Source organism: Nonomuraea terrae, from assembly GCF_004348995.1.
GTDB lineage: Bacteria > Actinomycetota > Actinomycetes > Streptosporangiales > Streptosporangiaceae > Nonomuraea > Nonomuraea terrae.
Window position 1 is genome coordinate 78,845 of the sequence record NZ_SMKQ01000007.1, and the last position, 14,235, is coordinate 93,079.

General features: G+C 69.7%; 13 protein-coding genes and 3 pseudogenes. 11 read left to right on the forward strand and 5 right to left on the reverse strand.

The genetic code is table 11. From position 1 onward, the window contains the following. The first annotated feature begins 4 nt into the window (after positions 1 to 4). The 8 genes from E1286_RS04645 to E1286_RS04680 all read left to right on the forward strand — a co-directional run bounded on the left by E1286_RS04645 (position 5) and on the right by E1286_RS04680 (position 7,547). Entirely contained in the window at positions 5 to 1,042 is a 1,038-nt protein-coding gene (locus E1286_RS04645; RefSeq protein ID WP_246074440.1) for an NrtA/SsuA/CpmA family ABC transporter substrate-binding protein, read from the forward strand. Between the two features lie 20 nt (positions 1,043 to 1,062). Beyond that, positions 1,063 to 1,911 (forward strand): ABC transporter permease, encoded by an 849-nt coding sequence (locus E1286_RS04650; RefSeq protein WP_246074441.1) that lies wholly within the window; start codon positions 1,063 to 1,065, stop codon positions 1,909 to 1,911. A gap of 13 nt (positions 1,912 to 1,924) precedes the next feature. Then, positions 1,925 to 2,707 carry an ABC transporter ATP-binding protein gene (locus tag E1286_RS04655; RefSeq protein WP_132609021.1) on the forward strand — a complete coding sequence of 261 codons (783 nt, stop codon included), beginning with the start codon at positions 1,925 to 1,927 and terminating at the stop codon, positions 2,705 to 2,707. A gap of 59 nt (positions 2,708 to 2,766) precedes the next feature. Beyond that, complete coding sequence (locus E1286_RS04660) at positions 2,767 to 3,864, forward strand: ABC transporter substrate-binding protein (protein ID WP_132609022.1); 1,098 nt, start codon at positions 2,767 to 2,769, stop codon at positions 3,862 to 3,864. Beyond that, positions 3,864 to 4,925: an LLM class flavin-dependent oxidoreductase gene (locus tag E1286_RS04665; protein WP_132609023.1), complete on the forward strand. Its 1,062-nt coding sequence runs from the start codon at positions 3,864 to 3,866 to the stop codon at positions 4,923 to 4,925. Before E1286_RS04660 ends, E1286_RS04665 begins: the two co-directional genes overlap by 1 nt. Then, the gene (locus tag E1286_RS04670) at positions 4,915 to 6,087 is read left to right on the forward strand and encodes an LLM class flavin-dependent oxidoreductase (protein WP_132609024.1); all 1,173 of its coding nucleotides are present in this window, start codon (positions 4,915 to 4,917) and stop codon (positions 6,085 to 6,087) included. The genes E1286_RS04665 and E1286_RS04670 overlap by 11 nt, the downstream gene beginning before the upstream one ends. Next, positions 6,087 to 7,004, forward strand: coding sequence for an ABC transporter substrate-binding protein (locus E1286_RS04675; RefSeq protein ID WP_132609025.1), 918 nt, complete (start codon positions 6,087 to 6,089; stop codon positions 7,002 to 7,004). The genes E1286_RS04670 and E1286_RS04675 overlap by 1 nt, the downstream gene beginning before the upstream one ends. Positions 7,005 to 7,220: 216 nt before the next feature. Continuing rightward, complete coding sequence (locus E1286_RS04680; RefSeq protein WP_484213904.1) at positions 7,221 to 7,547, forward strand: four-helix bundle copper-binding protein; 327 nt, start codon at positions 7,221 to 7,223, stop codon at positions 7,545 to 7,547. Between the two features lie 264 nt (positions 7,548 to 7,811). Here the strand turns inward: E1286_RS04680 and E1286_RS04685 are convergent, their stop codons facing one another. The 4 genes and pseudogenes from E1286_RS04685 to E1286_RS04705 all read right to left on the reverse strand — a co-directional run. Then, positions 7,812 to 8,378, reverse strand: coding sequence for a hypothetical protein (locus E1286_RS04685; RefSeq protein ID WP_132609027.1), 567 nt, complete (start codon positions 8,376 to 8,378; stop codon positions 7,812 to 7,814). Between the two features lie 544 nt (positions 8,379 to 8,922). Then, a pseudogene (locus tag E1286_RS04690) lies at positions 8,923 to 9,186 on the reverse strand (transposase); the annotation flags it as partial. Between the two features lie 2 nt (positions 9,187 to 9,188). After that, a pseudogene (locus E1286_RS51655) lies at positions 9,189 to 10,134 on the reverse strand (IS630 family transposase); the annotation flags it as partial. A gap of 2 nt (positions 10,135 to 10,136) precedes the next feature. Next, a pseudogene (locus tag E1286_RS04705) lies at positions 10,137 to 10,301 on the reverse strand (transposase family protein); the annotation flags it as partial. A gap of 73 nt (positions 10,302 to 10,374) precedes the next feature. Here E1286_RS04705 and E1286_RS04710 point away from each other — a divergent pair. Beyond that, positions 10,375 to 11,208: an alpha/beta fold hydrolase gene (locus E1286_RS04710; protein ID WP_132609030.1), complete on the forward strand. Its 834-nt coding sequence runs from the start codon at positions 10,375 to 10,377 to the stop codon at positions 11,206 to 11,208. A gap of 135 nt (positions 11,209 to 11,343) precedes the next feature. On the opposite strand, the gene E1286_RS04715 is transcribed toward E1286_RS04710, so the two are convergent. After that, positions 11,344 to 12,279, reverse strand: coding sequence for a tyrosine-type recombinase/integrase (locus E1286_RS04715; protein WP_246074442.1), 936 nt, complete (start codon positions 12,277 to 12,279; stop codon positions 11,344 to 11,346). A gap of 320 nt (positions 12,280 to 12,599) precedes the next feature. On the opposite strand from E1286_RS04715, the gene E1286_RS04720 reads away from it, so the two are divergent. Together E1286_RS04720 and E1286_RS04725 are read left to right on the forward strand one after the other, a co-directional pair. Further along, entirely contained in the window at positions 12,600 to 13,448 is an 849-nt protein-coding gene (locus E1286_RS04720; protein WP_132609032.1) for an RNA methyltransferase, read from the forward strand. Beyond that, positions 13,445 to 14,203, forward strand: coding sequence for an rRNA methyltransferase (locus tag E1286_RS04725; RefSeq protein WP_132609033.1), 759 nt, complete (start codon positions 13,445 to 13,447; stop codon positions 14,201 to 14,203). Before E1286_RS04720 ends, E1286_RS04725 begins: the two co-directional genes overlap by 4 nt. Positions 14,204 to 14,235: the final 32 nt, after the last annotated feature.

Below are 14,235 nucleotides of genomic sequence, written 5' to 3' on the forward strand. Positions count from 1 at the left end.
GCGCGTGCATATCGCGGTCTTGGCCTTGGCCATCCCGCTCCTCGGCCTGACCACCGCCTGCGGCGCATCGTCCGCTGCCGGTGGCGGATCCTCGTCCTCCGGTGGGACGGGAGCGGTGCTCAAGTTGCAGGATCCGGGTAACGCCGGGCCTCTCGCTTACGCCAAACGTGAAGGCATCCTGGAGAAACGGCTCGGCGCTGTCGGCGCGTCCGTCGAGTGGGGCGGCTCCTATGCCTCCTTCACCGCGACCATCGACGCGGTGCGCGCGGGATCGGTGAACGTCCTCGCGGGCGCCATCTCGCCCGCTGTCGGCTACCTGGCCAACAGCCCGAACATCAAGATCTTCTCGGTCACCGACCCGATCACCGATCCGGCGGCGCCGCAGACCGATGGGCTGGTAGTGCGGCCCGACAGTCCGATCAAGTCCGTGAAGGACCTGGTCGGCAAGCAGGTCGCGGTGAACAAGGGTGGCAAGGGCGAGTATCTGCTGCTGCTCGCCCTGGAGCAGGCAGGGGTCCCGGTCGACCAGGTCAAGCGCGTCTATCTCAACCCCGACCAGGGGGCCGCGGCCTATGCGACGGGCAAGGTGGACGCCTGGTGGGCGATCGTCAAGGCCTACCCCGAGGCAGTGTCCAAGGGCGCCCGGGTGATCGTGCACGGACGCGATCTGGATGACAAGGACCTGACCATTCTCGCCGCGCGCAACGAACTGCTCGAACAGCATCCTGAGGCGGTCCACGTCTACCTCCAGGTCTTGCAGGAGTTGACCGAGGAGGCCAGGAAGACGCCGGAGAAGTTCGAGAACGTGTTCCTCGACCAGGGACCGACAGCTGTGAGCGGCGCGCGACTGGCGCACAACATCGCCACGGCCAAGTACGCCAACACCCCTCGCTACGCCACCAAGGACGACGGCGCCAACATCCAGCAGGTCGCCGACCTGTTCCGTAAGTACGGCGTGGTGTCCGCGGCCATCGACCCGGCGAACGTTCTCTTCGACCTGAAGGCGGCAGCGGGGTCACCGTCGCCGGCTTCGTCCGGGTGACGGCCATGACCATGGAGAGAGTGCACAAGTCAGTTGAGACAGAACGGCCCGGCGCCGGCGTCTCCGATCTGGAGACCCCCAGGTATCTCGGCAGCAGGCGTCGCGCTCCGGCGCTGTCGGCCGGCGTGCGTATCGGCGTACCGCTGCTGCTGCTCATCGCCTGGTGGTACGGGTCGAGCAGCGGACGCATCCCACCGGACGTGCTGGCCGCCCCGTCCTCCGTCTTCGGCGCCTTGCGCGAGCTGATCGCGACCGGCCAGCTCACCGACTACCTGCTCGCCTCCGCGCACCGGGCCGGGCTGGGCGTGCTCGTCGGCGCCGGGATCGGCCTGCTTCTCGGGGTCGCCGCCGGGATCGCGGCCCTGGGCGAGGAACTGGTCGATCCGACCATGCAGATGATGCGGGCTGTTCCGTTTCTCGCTCTCGTCCCGCTGTTCATCTCGTGGTTCGGAGTCGGCGAGACGTTCAAGATCGTCTTGATCGCGGTGTCGGCGGCGACCCCGATGTACACCTACACCTACCTCGGCGTCAGGAACGTGGAGCGCAAGGTCGTCGAGGCGGCGCGTGGCTTCGGCCTGCGCGGTCACCGGCTGGCGTTCGGTGTCATCATTCCGAGCGCGCTGCCCAACATCCTGATGGCGCTGCGCATCTGCCTGTCGGTCTCGCTCACCGGACTGATCGCGGCCGAGCAGATCGGAGCAACCGAGGGCATCGGCTACCTGGTCACGCTGGCCCAGCAGTACTTCCGGATCGACTACATGGTGCTCTGCATCCTCATCTACGCCGGCCTCGGGTTGATCTTCGACGGTGCGATCCGGCTGGTGGAGCGCCTGGCCATGCCCTGGCGCCGACACGTGGCCGCCCGATGAGCGAGAGGTCGCGATGACTGAGCCGACGATCGGCAAGCAGCACGTAAGGCGGCGCGGCCAGAAGCCGGGCGGCACCGCATGGCCACACGCCGACGACGACCTCGCCGTACAGATCAGCGGACTGCACAAGGCCTTCGGCGCGAAGACCGTGCTGTCTGGGGTCGACCTGGAGATCCGCAAGGGCGAGTTCTTCGCCCTCCTCGGGCCGAGCGGCACCGGGAAGACCACCCTCCTCCGCATCCTGGCGGGCCTGGACGTCCCCGACGCCGGCACCGTGCTGGCGGCCCGCCGCCGTACGACGGTCTACCAGGAACCCCGGCTCATCCAGGCCAGAAGGGTGCTCGCCAACGTCACCCTCGGACTCCCGGCCGCCGCGCGGGACCCGGGGCGCCGGGCTCTGGCCGAGGTCGGGCTCGACGGGTACGGCGGGGCCTGGCCGGCCACCCTCTCCGGCGGAGAGGCGCAGCGGGTGGCCCTCGCCAGAGCCCTGGTCCGCGAACCGGAGGTGCTCCTGCTCGACGAGCCGTTCGCCGCGCTGGACGCGCTGACCCGGCTCCAGATGCAGGAGCTGGTCGCGGAGCTCTGCGCGCGGCACCGTCCGGCGGTCATCCTCGTCACGCACGACGTGGATGAGGCCGTACGGCTGGCGGACCGGGTCGCCGTGTTGCGGGAAGGGACGCTGGCCGTCGACCAGACGATCGACCTGCCCCATCCCCGGGACCGCAACAGCCCTTCGTTCGTCGATTACCGCCGGCTGTTCCTGAGCCACCTGGGCGTCGTCCCGGCCTCGCGCTAACGCCCGGATGTCGTCCACGGATTCACCTCGCATCGCTTCGACGTAGACGTAGGAGTCTCATGTCATCGATAGACAAGATCTGGTACACCCGCTGCCCCGTCCCCACTGCCAGCGGCCTCGCACACAACCAGGGCTGGCTGGCCGAGGAGTTCCAGGCGGCGGGCCTGGACGTCGGCATCCTTCAGGACGCGGGACCTGAGCTGGCCAAGCACCATTTCGATCACCAGCTTCTGGGGCTGTTCAGGGAGGGCGGCAACGTGCCCGCGCTGGTGGCCCGGTCGGCGGGCGCCCCGACTCGGCTGATCGGACTGACCTGGATCGAGGAGTGGCAGTCCATCCTGGTCCGGGCCGGCTCCGGAATCAGCGGCGCCGGGGACCTGGCCGGTGCGCGGGTCGCGCTGCCCGCGTGGGCCGAGACCCGTGCCAAGAGTTTCCCCCGCGCCATGGCCCTGCATGGGATCAAGGGCGCATTGTCGCAGGGCGGGCTGACCCTGGACGACGTCACGTTCGTGGAGGTGACTGCGCAGTCCAGCCCGTCGGTCGGCCGGGACGCGGGCGCCCGGGCGTTCTCCTGGCCGGGCATCGCCGAGTTGGCCCGCGGCGAGGTGGACGCCGTGTACGCCAAGGGCGCGCGAGCCGCGGAGCAGGCCAAGGAGATCGGTGCTGTCGTCGCCGTCGACCTGGACGCGCACCCCGACCGCCGTACCAGGGTGAACAACGGCACCCCCAGGCCGATCACGGTGCATGAACGGCTCCTGGACGAGCACCCCGATCTGGTCATCGGGTTCCTGACCCAGACGCTGCGCGCGGCCGACTGGGCGCGGGACAACCTCGACCGGGTGCGCGAGATCCTCGCCGGGGAGACACGGTCAGGGGCGGACGCCGTGGCCACCGCCTACCGGGGCGACTTCCACCACTCGCTGCACCCTGACCTGTCGCGGGAGCGGCTGGACCTGCTGCGCATCCAGAAGGACTTCCTGCTGGTGCACGGCTTCCTCGACGCCGACGTGGACCTCGACGCGTGGGTTGCCCGCGAACCGCTCGCCTTGGCCCGCGAGCGTCTCGACACCTCGGCGGCGCAGAGCGGTCAGCAGGGTCTGGTCCAGAGCGACTCCTCGACCGCGGCGCCGGTCCGGCCAGTCGGGGCGGTGGCGTGATGGCGGCGTATCCGGACTTCCTGGTCACGGTGCCGACCCAGGGTGACGGGCGTGACCCACTGCGGCGGGACCGAGGGGAGTGGCAGCCCGGCGCACGCCGTCCCCTGCCCCCGTTCGTCACGGATCTGCGGCCCGGAGCCTCCAGCGCGTTCGACCACCTGGCCCAGGTGGGCCGAGCCGCGGAGATCGCGGCGATCGGCGGTGCGTTCGTGCCGTTCGACTCCGCCGGTGAGGAATCCTTGGTGGTCGCCGCCGGCCTGCTCAGGCAGAGCCGTCACCTGCGTGTCGTGGCCGGGTTCCACCCCGGGATCGCCACACCCGTCTACGCGGCCAAGTTCTCCGCCTCCCTCCAGCGGTTCACCGGCAACCGGCTCGGCTGGCAGCTCGACGTGGATCTCGACCCGGCCGTCGCACGATCGCAGGGGGACTTCCTTCCAGGTGCGGACCGATACGCGCGGGCCGAGGAGTTCCTCACCGTGGCCAAGGGCGTGTGGCACGAGGAGGGCTACACGTACGAGGGTCGCTTCTACCAGGTGCTCGCGGGTGGCTTCCAGTCACCGAACTCGGGCCTGCCGTTCCCCCGCGTCTACCTGACCGGCACCTCGCCGGAGGCGCTGGCACTCTCGGCACGTCACGCCGACGTGCACCTGTTCACCGCGGACCAGGACGTCGAGACCGGCATCGGCGAGCTGGCCGCACAGTCGGCGCAGGAAGGGCGTCCCGTCGAGTACGGCCTGCGGCTTCCCGTCCTGGCACGGGATGACGACGAGGAGGCGTGGGCGGAGGCCCGCCGGTTGTGGGACCTCGCCGGCGGCGTGGGGGAGGGCTTGCCGGACCCGGACCCGCGTACCCGCCTGTGGGGAGGGTTCGGCCGCATCGCCGGTCCCGGCGCGTCCGGCCTGGTCGGCTCGTACGAGACTGTCGCAGCCGGACTCCGCGGCTACCTCGGCCAGGGTGTCACCACCTTCGTCCTGGAATCGCGGCCGCACATCGAGGAGACCTACCGGCTGGGCGAGCGGCTGCTGCCGCTGTTCGCTAAGGAGATCGAGCATGTCCATTGACATCTACTGGCGAATCGGCACCCACGGTGACCAGCAGTCGCTCCGGCGCCGGGTGTCCAGCCGAGGGGAGTGGGCACCGGTGGTGCCGGGCAGCATCACTCCCGGGGTGCGAAACGGCCGCCGCGACGGATACTCCTATGTCGAGCACATGGCCGATGTCGCCAGGGCCTCGGAAAGCTCCGGATTCGTCGGCGGCCTGCTGCCGTCGTTCCCCTTCACCGACGACCCGTGGGCCGCGGCCGCCGTCCTGGCCCGCGAGACCACCAGCTACCGTTTCATGATCGCCTACCAGCCGGGCTTCCTCCATCCGGTCCAGGCGGCCCGGATGTCGGCGAGCCTGCAGCGGGCGACCGGCGGACGGGTCGTCTACAACATCATCTCGGGCGGTGGCGGTCCCGCCCAGCTGTGGTGGGGCGACCGGGTCGACCACGATGACCGATACGCCCGTACCTCCGAGTTCCTCGACGTGCTCAAGGGCGTATGGAGCGGTGGTCCGTTCGACTACCAGGGCCGCTTCTACCAGGTCGAGGGGGCGGGTCTGCCCGAGCCGCTCGCGCGGCAGCCCTTCCCGGAGATCTACTTCTCCGGCTCGTCCAAGGCCGCGATCGAGGCGGCGGGCCGGCACGCTGACTACTACCTGTCGTGGCTGGAGCCCTTCCCCGCGTTGGCGGCCAAGTTCGCCCAGGTTCGCGAGCACAGCACCGCGCTCGGGCGGGCTCCGAAGTTCGCCGTACGCATCGACGTGCTCGCCCGCGAGACCGAGCAGGCGGCATGGGACGAGATCAGGCGCGGTTGGGCACACGTCGACCCGGCCGCGCTGCGCAGCGCGGACGGCGACTCCGTCGGGTGGCTGCGCAGCCAGTCGTTCGTCTCCTGGCCGGTACGCGACCATCGGGAGCTGGAGGTGTCGCCCAACGTCTGGGGCGGCTTCCACCTGCTCCGCGGCGGTCCCGCGTTCGGACTCGTCGGCAGCTACCAGCAGGTCGCCGAGCGGCTCGACGAGCTGATCGGCCTCGGCGTCGACGCCTTCATCCTCGCCGGGGTGCCGCATCTCGAAGAGGCGTACCGCGTCGGCGAAGAGGTGCTTCCGCTGCTCCGCGGCCACGACATCCGCCAGCACTCCCCGCTGCCCCCAGTATCGGTAACGAAAGGATCCATCTGATGAGCGTTCGCGTCGGCTACTTCCCCAACAACAACTCGCTCTGGGTGCTGCGGCACCAGGGCATCCTGGAGCGTACCCTGCCCGATGTGGAGTGGGTGGACCTGCGCAGCCTCCCGCAGGGTGACCGTCCCGCCCCGACCGAGGGGCTCCCCTCCCTGCACGGTGACCGTCTTTTCGACGGCGGCTACGACTTCATCGGCACCGGCTCCACGCCTCCGGTCACCGCACAGGGCAAGGGGCACGACGTCGTGTACGTCGCGACCTCCGGCTCGCGTCATGAGAACGGCCGCCTGGTCGTACACGAAGACTCCCCGATCAGCTCGCTGGCGGATCTCAAGGGCAAGCGGGTCGCGCTCGGACATGGCTCCTGGCAGACCACGCTCCTGCTGTTCGCCCTCGACCGGGCAGGGCTGACGTGGAAGGACATAGAGCCGGTCGACGCGTACGGGAACGCCGCCCAGCTGTTCCTGGACCGCGCAGTGGACGCATGGGTCGGTTCGTACCCGGCCCTCACCCGCGTCGAGCAGGAAGCCGCCACCCGGGACCTCGTCGCCACGGACGGGCTGTTCAGCCATCGCTCGCTCTGGTTCACCCGCCGCGACTTCGCCGAGCAGCACCCCGAAGAGCTCGCCGCCATCGTCGCCGCCCTCCAGGAGTCCGACGCCTGGATCCAGCAGAACTACCGGGCCGCGGCGGAGCTGTTCGCCGCCGACGACGGCGGGGATGTCGACGCCTGGGAACATGCGCTGCGCCACCGTCCGTTCGGGCTGCACCCCGTCAGCGAGGACTTCGTCGCCGAGCAGCAACGCGCGGCAGATCTCTTCCACGCCAGCGGCCTGATCGACCGGAAGATCACCGTAACCGAGGCCGTCCTCCCCGAGATCGCCCGGCTGGTGGAAACGACTCGGGTTCCGTAACACGGAATCGGCGAAGCCACGCACCGGTGGCGTACCAGGCCCCGGTCGAGCCGACGTCCTGTCGCTCAACGAGCGTGTCATCATACGCCCAAGCTTCCGACTTTTCAGTCCCTTCCGTCTGAATTGGGGTATCCGACCTGGTGGCCGCGGCCCGGCACGGGAGCGGTCGTCGATACGGGAGGAACAATGCGAACCGAGGGACAGATGAGCCCTGAGATGCAGCGATGCGTCGACGCATGCATGGAGAGTCACAGCTCCTGCGAGCAGACCATGAGCTACTGCCTGAAGAAGGGTGGTCGTTTTGTCGACATGGCGATGATGGGCGCGCTCATGGACTGTTCCGACATCACCCGCCTGTGCGCGGACATGATGATGCGCCAGTCCCCGATGGCGATGGACATGGCCCGGATGTGTGCCCAGGTGGCTACCAAGTGCGCCGAGGCGTGCATGACCATGACCGACGACGCGACGATGAAGCGCTGTGCCGAGAAGTGCAAGGCCTGCGCCGAGGCGTGCAAGGCCATGGCGGCCATGCCAGCCTGAGCGGCCCGCGCAACCGAGTCCCGGCCGGTGCCTTTCCCGATCATCGCGAAAGGCGCCGGCTGGGACCCCCGGCCGGGTGAGAAGCAGTTTTCCGGGGACGAGCGGGAGCAGGACGTCGTCCCATCGCCAGGTGGCGCTGCCCCGCAGCAGCCAGACGAACTGGTACGACCTGGCCTGGCGCGGGCCGAAGGTCGAGCCCGGCGGATAGTCGCGACCGTGGGGCCGAGGCGGGGCACCAGGTCGACGGAGACCGTCTGCCGGTCGTCACCTGTCACAGTCGCCGCCGTCCCAGTTCTGGCGGATCCGCGGCCGGCGTACCTCCCGCAGGCCCTTGTACGCGTACGGGTCGGTGCCGGCGACGAGGACGACGTCGCGGTGGTCGGCCTGTGCCATGGGCGTCCCCGCCGGCGGAGCGTCCCATGGCAGCAGGGACTCCGCGCTCATGTAGTGCAGGCGGCCAGCAGCTCGTTGTAGGCCATGGCCCGGTAGTACCGCGGGTGCCCGCAGCGGGAAGTCGGTGTCGCGGCTGACGGGGCTGGAAGCCGAGGACAGCAGCGATGGCCAAACCGTGTCGCGGCTCGATCCGAGCTGTACGTACGGGTGGAACGCCTCATGCGTGGCGATTTGGAACAGCGACCGCGCCGGCGGGAGATCTTGCCTGATCGCTGCGGCGAAGGTAGCGACGAGGACCGCGAGACGGCCGTTCCATCGGGTCACCAGGAAGCCCCTGCTCCAGTCGAGGTTCCGTTGGCGCAGCTCCGACACCTTGACCGGCTCGGCCCCGCGCTCCGTGATCTCCGCAGCCTCGGTGCCGTCGGTGACCAGCAGCACCGTCTACAGGAAGTCGGCCTGTGGCCAGATCTCCCGGCACGGGAGCACACCGTGGCCACATCCTCGCTCAGCGTGCCCAGGAGGGAGGCGAACTCAAGCCCCCAGGTGAGACTGGGCCGCGGGGAGGGCGGCCTGACGGGGGGCCGCCGTGACGCATCCCGCCACGACGATCAGCGCCGCGCACGCCGGCAGCAGCCGCCGTGCCGTACCAGCGATTCCCATACGCCCGAGTATCTCCTCAGGGCCTTCGCCGAGGAATCCTGTCGACTGGCCACCCGGCCATGCTTGTTGACGGCTATGACCATCCCCACCACCGGGTGCAGGCCAGCATGATCCGCCGCTACATCGGCTGGCGCAACGGACGACGCGATGGCAGTGGGCCAGACGCCGATGCAGCCGGGCTGCTCTCCTCCACGGTGAGTTCTGCGAGGGTCGGCTGACGCCGCACTCGATCTACGCGGAGGCCTGTCCAGTAGACGGCTCTGTCTCTCATTCAGCTCTATCTCTCTTTCGGCTCTGTCTCTCTTTCGGTGGTGACGGAACGTTAGGCCAAGAGGATGCGGTGGCGGAGCAGCGCGAATCCGGCTCGGCCGTGCATCTGGCGCATGATGCGTTTGGTCTTGGCGTTCACGCCTTCAGTGCCGCCGTTGTGGAAGGGCAGGGTGACGGCGGCGCGCACGGCGTCGCGGTCCTGATCGAGGCCGCGGGCGAAGGAATGCACGTGAGGCAGATCGGCGGCGCGGGTGGTGGCGATCCATGCGTCGAGACGGTCGGCGTTGCCTTCGCGGGGCCGGAGCAGGTCGCCGAAACCGAGCGGGTGCGGAAGAAGGCGTGGATCTGTCTGCGACGGCCGGGCCAGCTGACGGCGGTGTTGGCGATGAAGGCCTTGAGCGCGGCCCGGATGCGTTCCACCGGGTTGTCGTGCGGGCTGTAGCGGGCTCCGAACAGCAGCTCCATGGTGGGATGCTCGGACAGGCAGGCGGTGACGGCTTTGGCATGGTGGATGCTGTCGTTGTCGCAGATCACCACGATCGCCGGCGCATCCGGGACAGCCAGGCGGATCTGCTCTAACAAGGCGATGAAGTCGGCGGCGCAGCGGCGGCCCAGCCGATACACCCACTGGCCGCTGGTCATCTCCAACGCCGAGCACCGTCACCTGCCGGTTCTTGCCCGGAGTGCCGATCTCGGGCCGGCGCGGGCGTAGTGTCCAGGTGGCCCGCACATGTGGCAGCAGGTGGACGTCGGTCTCATCGGTGGCCCACACCACCGCACCGCGTGGTCACTCCCGCAGCCGGGCGGCGATGCCGGCTACGACGCGCCAGCGGTCGGGATCGCCGCGGGCCACCAGCTCGGGGCGTCGCCAGATCGCCACGATGCGCAGCCGCCGGTACAGGGTCGGCGGGCTCAGCTTCGGCCGGCCCAGGTACTGCCACAACTTCGGCACCGTCCATGGCCCGGCCTGCTCCAGCAGCGCCGTGATCCGGGCGAGCAGGCGGGGCCCGCCGATGCGCGGCCGCCCTGAGCGAGGCCGGTCGGCCAAGCCCGCCACACCGTGGTGGCTGAACCGGCCGATCCACCGCCGCACCGTGCTCGCATCGCACTCCAGCAGCTCCGCGATCTGGGCCGGGGACAGCCCGTGCACCGACAGCAGAACCATCACCGCTCGCCGGGCCTGCCGCCACCGGCCGCGCAGTTCCGCGCGCAACATCCGAACCAAGCCAACGATCAGTTCAGTGGATCTATGAGCCCTTTTCATTGCACCGCGCCGGGCAGCGTCGGAGAGCCCCACACCAGCCGGCCTGCCGGATCGGCCAGCAACTGCACGTTCACCCCATGTTGCTTGTGCTTGCCGCTGTAGTACGGCCGCTCGTCGGCGAGACGGTCGATCGGGATGAGGGTGCCGCCCAAGATCGCGTAGGCCAGCCCGGGCCGCGCATGTAGGACGTTGGACTTTGCTCGGGTGCGGCCACCCACCTGGAGATCGGAAGGACCCACGATGAATCTCAACCTGCTGCGCGGCACGGCACGATGGAGTGCCGCCGTGGCCGGCGCGACGGCCGGAGCCGCGGCGCTGCTGCTGCTGGCGACGTCGGCCACCGCGGCCACCGGCCCTCGCCCGCACTCGCGCAAGCCCACGGTGGTGCTGGTGCACGGCGCGTTCGCCGACTCCTCCAGCTGGAACGGGGTGATCGAGCGGCTCCGACGCGAGGGCTACCCGGTGCTGGCGGCGGCGAACCCGCTGCGCGGCCTGGCGGACGACGCCGCCTACGTGCGCAGCGTCCTGGAAAGCGTGGACGGCCCCATCGTGCTGGCCGGTCACTCCTACGGCGGGTCGGTGATCAGTGAGGCGGCCGACGGCAACCCCAACGTCAAGGCCCTGGTCTACGTCTCCAGCTTCCAGCTGGAGGTCGGGGAGAGCACCGCCGAGCTGGCCGACAAGTTCCCGGGCAACGAGCTGGGCGCCGCGCTGCGAGAGGTCCCGCTGCCCGGTGGTACGGGCAAGGACCTTTACATCAAGAACGAGGAATTCCAGCGGGTGTTCGCCGCCGACGTACCGCGCGGCGAGACCCAGCTGATGGCGGCCACGCAGCGACCCATCACCGAGGCCGCTCTGTCGGACAAGGCCACCAAGGCCGCGTGGAAGACCATCGCGTCCTGGCACCTGATCGCCCGGCAGGACCTCGCGGTTCCGCCGGAGTCGATGCGATTCATGGCCAAGCGGGCCAACGCGCACATCGTCGAGGTCAACGCCTCGCACGCCGTCGCGGTTTCCGAACCACGCGCGGTCGCCGACCTGATCGACAAGGCAGGCCGCACGGTCACCAAGTGACCTGTGAACGCGGGGGCCGTCCCGCCGGCCGGTGCGGCGCACGGACCCGGGGTCGAGGAACCGGCGGACAGCCGTTGGCGCTGAGAAGGATCTTGATTGCAGTGAGCTGAGGCTGCTCCTGGCTGTGAAGCTTCCTCAGCTTGTTGCCCGATCCCGGCGTCGGCGTGCGGCGCGGATCTCGGCGTCGGCGATCTTGTCGTCGAGCAGCGCGTACAGCTGGGTGGTTTCAGTTGAAGCGTGGCCGAGGCGGCGGCGGACGGCCTCGATGGAGACGCCGGCGTTGATGAGTTCGGTGGCGTGGGCGTGGCGCAGCTGGTGGATATCGATCTCGACGCCAGCCTGCGCGCAGTAACCCTGCCAGCGGTGGTGGGCGGCGTCGTAGGACAGGGGCCCGCCCCGGCCGTTGATGGAGGCGCGAAACAGCGGCCCGGTGGTGTAGCCGGCGCGGGCCAGGTAGAGCTTGAGCAGGGCGACGTAGCCGCGGTCGTCGAGCAGGACGGTGCGTACGCTGCCGCCCTTGCCGTGGATGCGGACGTGTTCGTCGTCCAGGCGCAGGTCGAGGTCTTCGACGTACAGGCCGCAGACTTCGGAGGCGCGGGCGCCGCCCACATAGGCCGTGTCGAACAGCACCCGGTCGCGCAGCCGGTCCAACGGCAGGTCCTTGCGTGGCCGCCGCGAGCAGATCACCGCCAGCACCTTGGCGACGTCGGCCGCGCTGGCCGGGCGGGGCAGGATCTTGGGCACCTTGACGGTGTCGATGCGGTCCATCGGGTTGGCCTGCAGCAGGTCGTGCCGGACGGCCCACTTGGCGAAAGAGGCGACGGCGGCGCGCTTACGCTTGCGGCTGGCCGGTGACAGGTCGGCGAGCCCGGCCAGGTACGCGCGAACCGGCGCGGCGGTCAGTGCACCAATCTCCTCGCCGTGGTGGGCGGCGAAGGCGATCAGGTCGCCGCGGTAGGCGCGCCGGGTGTGGACGGAGGCGCCGGCGTTGGCCAGGTCGGTGAGGAAGTCGTCGAGATGGCGGGCGAGCGGGTGTGTGCGGCCGAGCTGCTTGGCGATGACCGGATCCACCGTGCCGACCTCCACCATCCGCCGAGTTGCCAGATAACCGGGAAACGAAGCCTCCGTGCCGGACGATGACCGCCCAGCTCACGCTGCGTCGATGATCGCTATCTTGCCAGATAACCGAGGTTATCTAAGAACCCGTCGTCCCATGGCTCGAGCACGGCTCCACGGGCGTTGTCCTGGCTAGTCCAGGTGATGAGGCTCAACGGATCTGATGCGAACGGAGAGACAACCTGATCTCTCGACTCAGCAAACCTGGCGCCGCCGCCTGGATGCGGGGAAGTCACAAGAAGCGTGGGGGTAAAGATCCCCCTATTCTGTAGTTCGTGGGGAATCGAGGGCATTCGGCGTCGGGGAGCGTACGCATCACGCGTGCGAACGCGCGGTTCCAGCAGTGGCAGGCGCTGCTGGGCAACCGGGCCAAGCGGCAGCGGGCCGGGGAGTTCCCGGTCCAGGGAGTGCGCCCGATCAGCCTGGTGGTCGAGTTCGGCTGGCCGGTGCATACGCTGATCTACGACGCCGAGCGTCCGCTGTCGGACTGGGCCGAACAGATGCTGAAGACGGCCGGCGGCGAGCGGGTTGCCATGGCCCCCAACCTGCTGCGCGAGCTGGGCGGCAAAGACGAGGACATACCTGAACTAGTGGCGGTGGCCGGCCTGCCGGACGATGAGCTGTCCCGCATCCAGGTGGGCCCGTCCTTCCTGGGCGTGGTGTTCGACCGGCCGAACAACCCCGGAAACATCGGGACGATGGCGCGCTCACTGGACGCGTTCGACGGCGTGGGCCTGATCGTCACCGGACACGCCGCCGACCCCTACGATCCCCGATCGGTGCGGGCCTCCACCGGGTCGCTGCTGACGCTGCCGGTGGTGCGGTCCCCCTCACACCGGGAAGTGCTGGCATGGGTAGAGCGGCTGCGCGCCCAGGGGCAGCCGCTGACGGTGGTAGGCACCGACGAGAACGGCGCCTGCGACGTCGCCGAACTGGACCTGACCGGCCCCACCCTGCTGGTCATCGGCAACGAGACCACCGGACTGAGCGCGGGATGGCGACAAGCGTGCGACACGATGGCGCGCATCCCGATGGCCGGCTCAGCCAGCTCCCTGAACGCCGCCAGCGCGGCGACCGTGGTGTTGTACGAGGCCGCCCGCCAGCGTCGCAGCCACACCACATGACCTACCGCCACGCGATTGTCCGGACCAGCCATCAGGACCTGGCCAGCGGCGCGGTGCTGCATTCGGCCCCAGGGTTTCCCGCGTTCCCCGTCCGGCTGGCCAGCGAGATCTTCCAGCGCGCGCTGGCTCTGCGCGGCGGCGACCAGCCCGCCGTGCTCTGGGACCCGTGCTGCGGCAGCGGTTACCTGCTGACCGTGCTGGCGTTGCTGCACCGGCGCCAGATCGCCTCGGTACTGGCCTGCGACCTCGCCCCTGAAGCGCGACACCTGGCCGAACGCAATCTCGCCCTGCTGAGCCAGGCCGGTCTGGCAGCTCGCGCCGCCGATCTCGAAGAGCGCGCCGCCCGCTTCGGCAAACCGGCCTACGACTCGGCCGCGCGTGCCGCCTGCCGGCTCGCCGCCGAACTCGACGCCGCCGGAGGGGACGTGCCGCACGCGGTGCGCCAAGCCGACGTGCTCGACCCCGCCCAGCTCCAGCGGACACTCGGCCATCACACACCCGACATCGTGATCACCGACGTCCCCTACGGCGAACAGACCCACTGGCGCGGACCCAGCGCGGCGGCAGGAGTCACCGGCATGGTCGAGGCGCTCACGGCCGTGCTCCCGCACGACAGCGTGATCGCGGTGACGGTGCGGGGCCGCAAGGTTCCCACGGACCGCGGGCCACGCCCCCAGGCATCCTTCAAAATCGGTACCCGAGCCGTCGCGCTGTTCCGAACCTCCGAACGTCTTCGTACTTCCGCACGTGCGTGACAGTCGGAGGACGCCACATTCGTGGTGAGGTC

Excerpts from the sequence above, each read along its gene's own strand:
- E1286_RS04655 (WP_132609021.1), top strand. The coding sequence starts at position 1,925 with ATGACTGAGCCGACGATCGGCAAGCAGCACGTAAGGCGGCGCGGCCAG.
- E1286_RS04660 (WP_132609022.1), top strand. The coding sequence starts at position 2,767 with ATGTCATCGATAGACAAGATCTGGTACACCCGCTGCCCCGTCCCCACT.
- E1286_RS04665 (WP_132609023.1), top strand. The coding sequence starts at position 3,864 with ATGGCGGCGTATCCGGACTTCCTGGTCACGGTGCCGACCCAGGGTGAC.
- E1286_RS04670 (WP_132609024.1), top strand. The coding sequence starts at position 4,915 with ATGTCCATTGACATCTACTGGCGAATCGGCACCCACGGTGACCAGCAG.
- E1286_RS04675 (WP_132609025.1), top strand. The coding sequence starts at position 6,087 with ATGAGCGTTCGCGTCGGCTACTTCCCCAACAACAACTCGCTCTGGGTG.
- E1286_RS04680 (WP_484213904.1), top strand. The coding sequence starts at position 7,221 with ATGCAGCGATGCGTCGACGCATGCATGGAGAGTCACAGCTCCTGCGAG.
- E1286_RS04710 (WP_132609030.1), top strand. The coding sequence starts at position 10,375 with ATGAATCTCAACCTGCTGCGCGGCACGGCACGATGGAGTGCCGCCGTG.
- E1286_RS04725 (WP_132609033.1), top strand. The coding sequence starts at position 13,445 with ATGACCTACCGCCACGCGATTGTCCGGACCAGCCATCAGGACCTGGCC.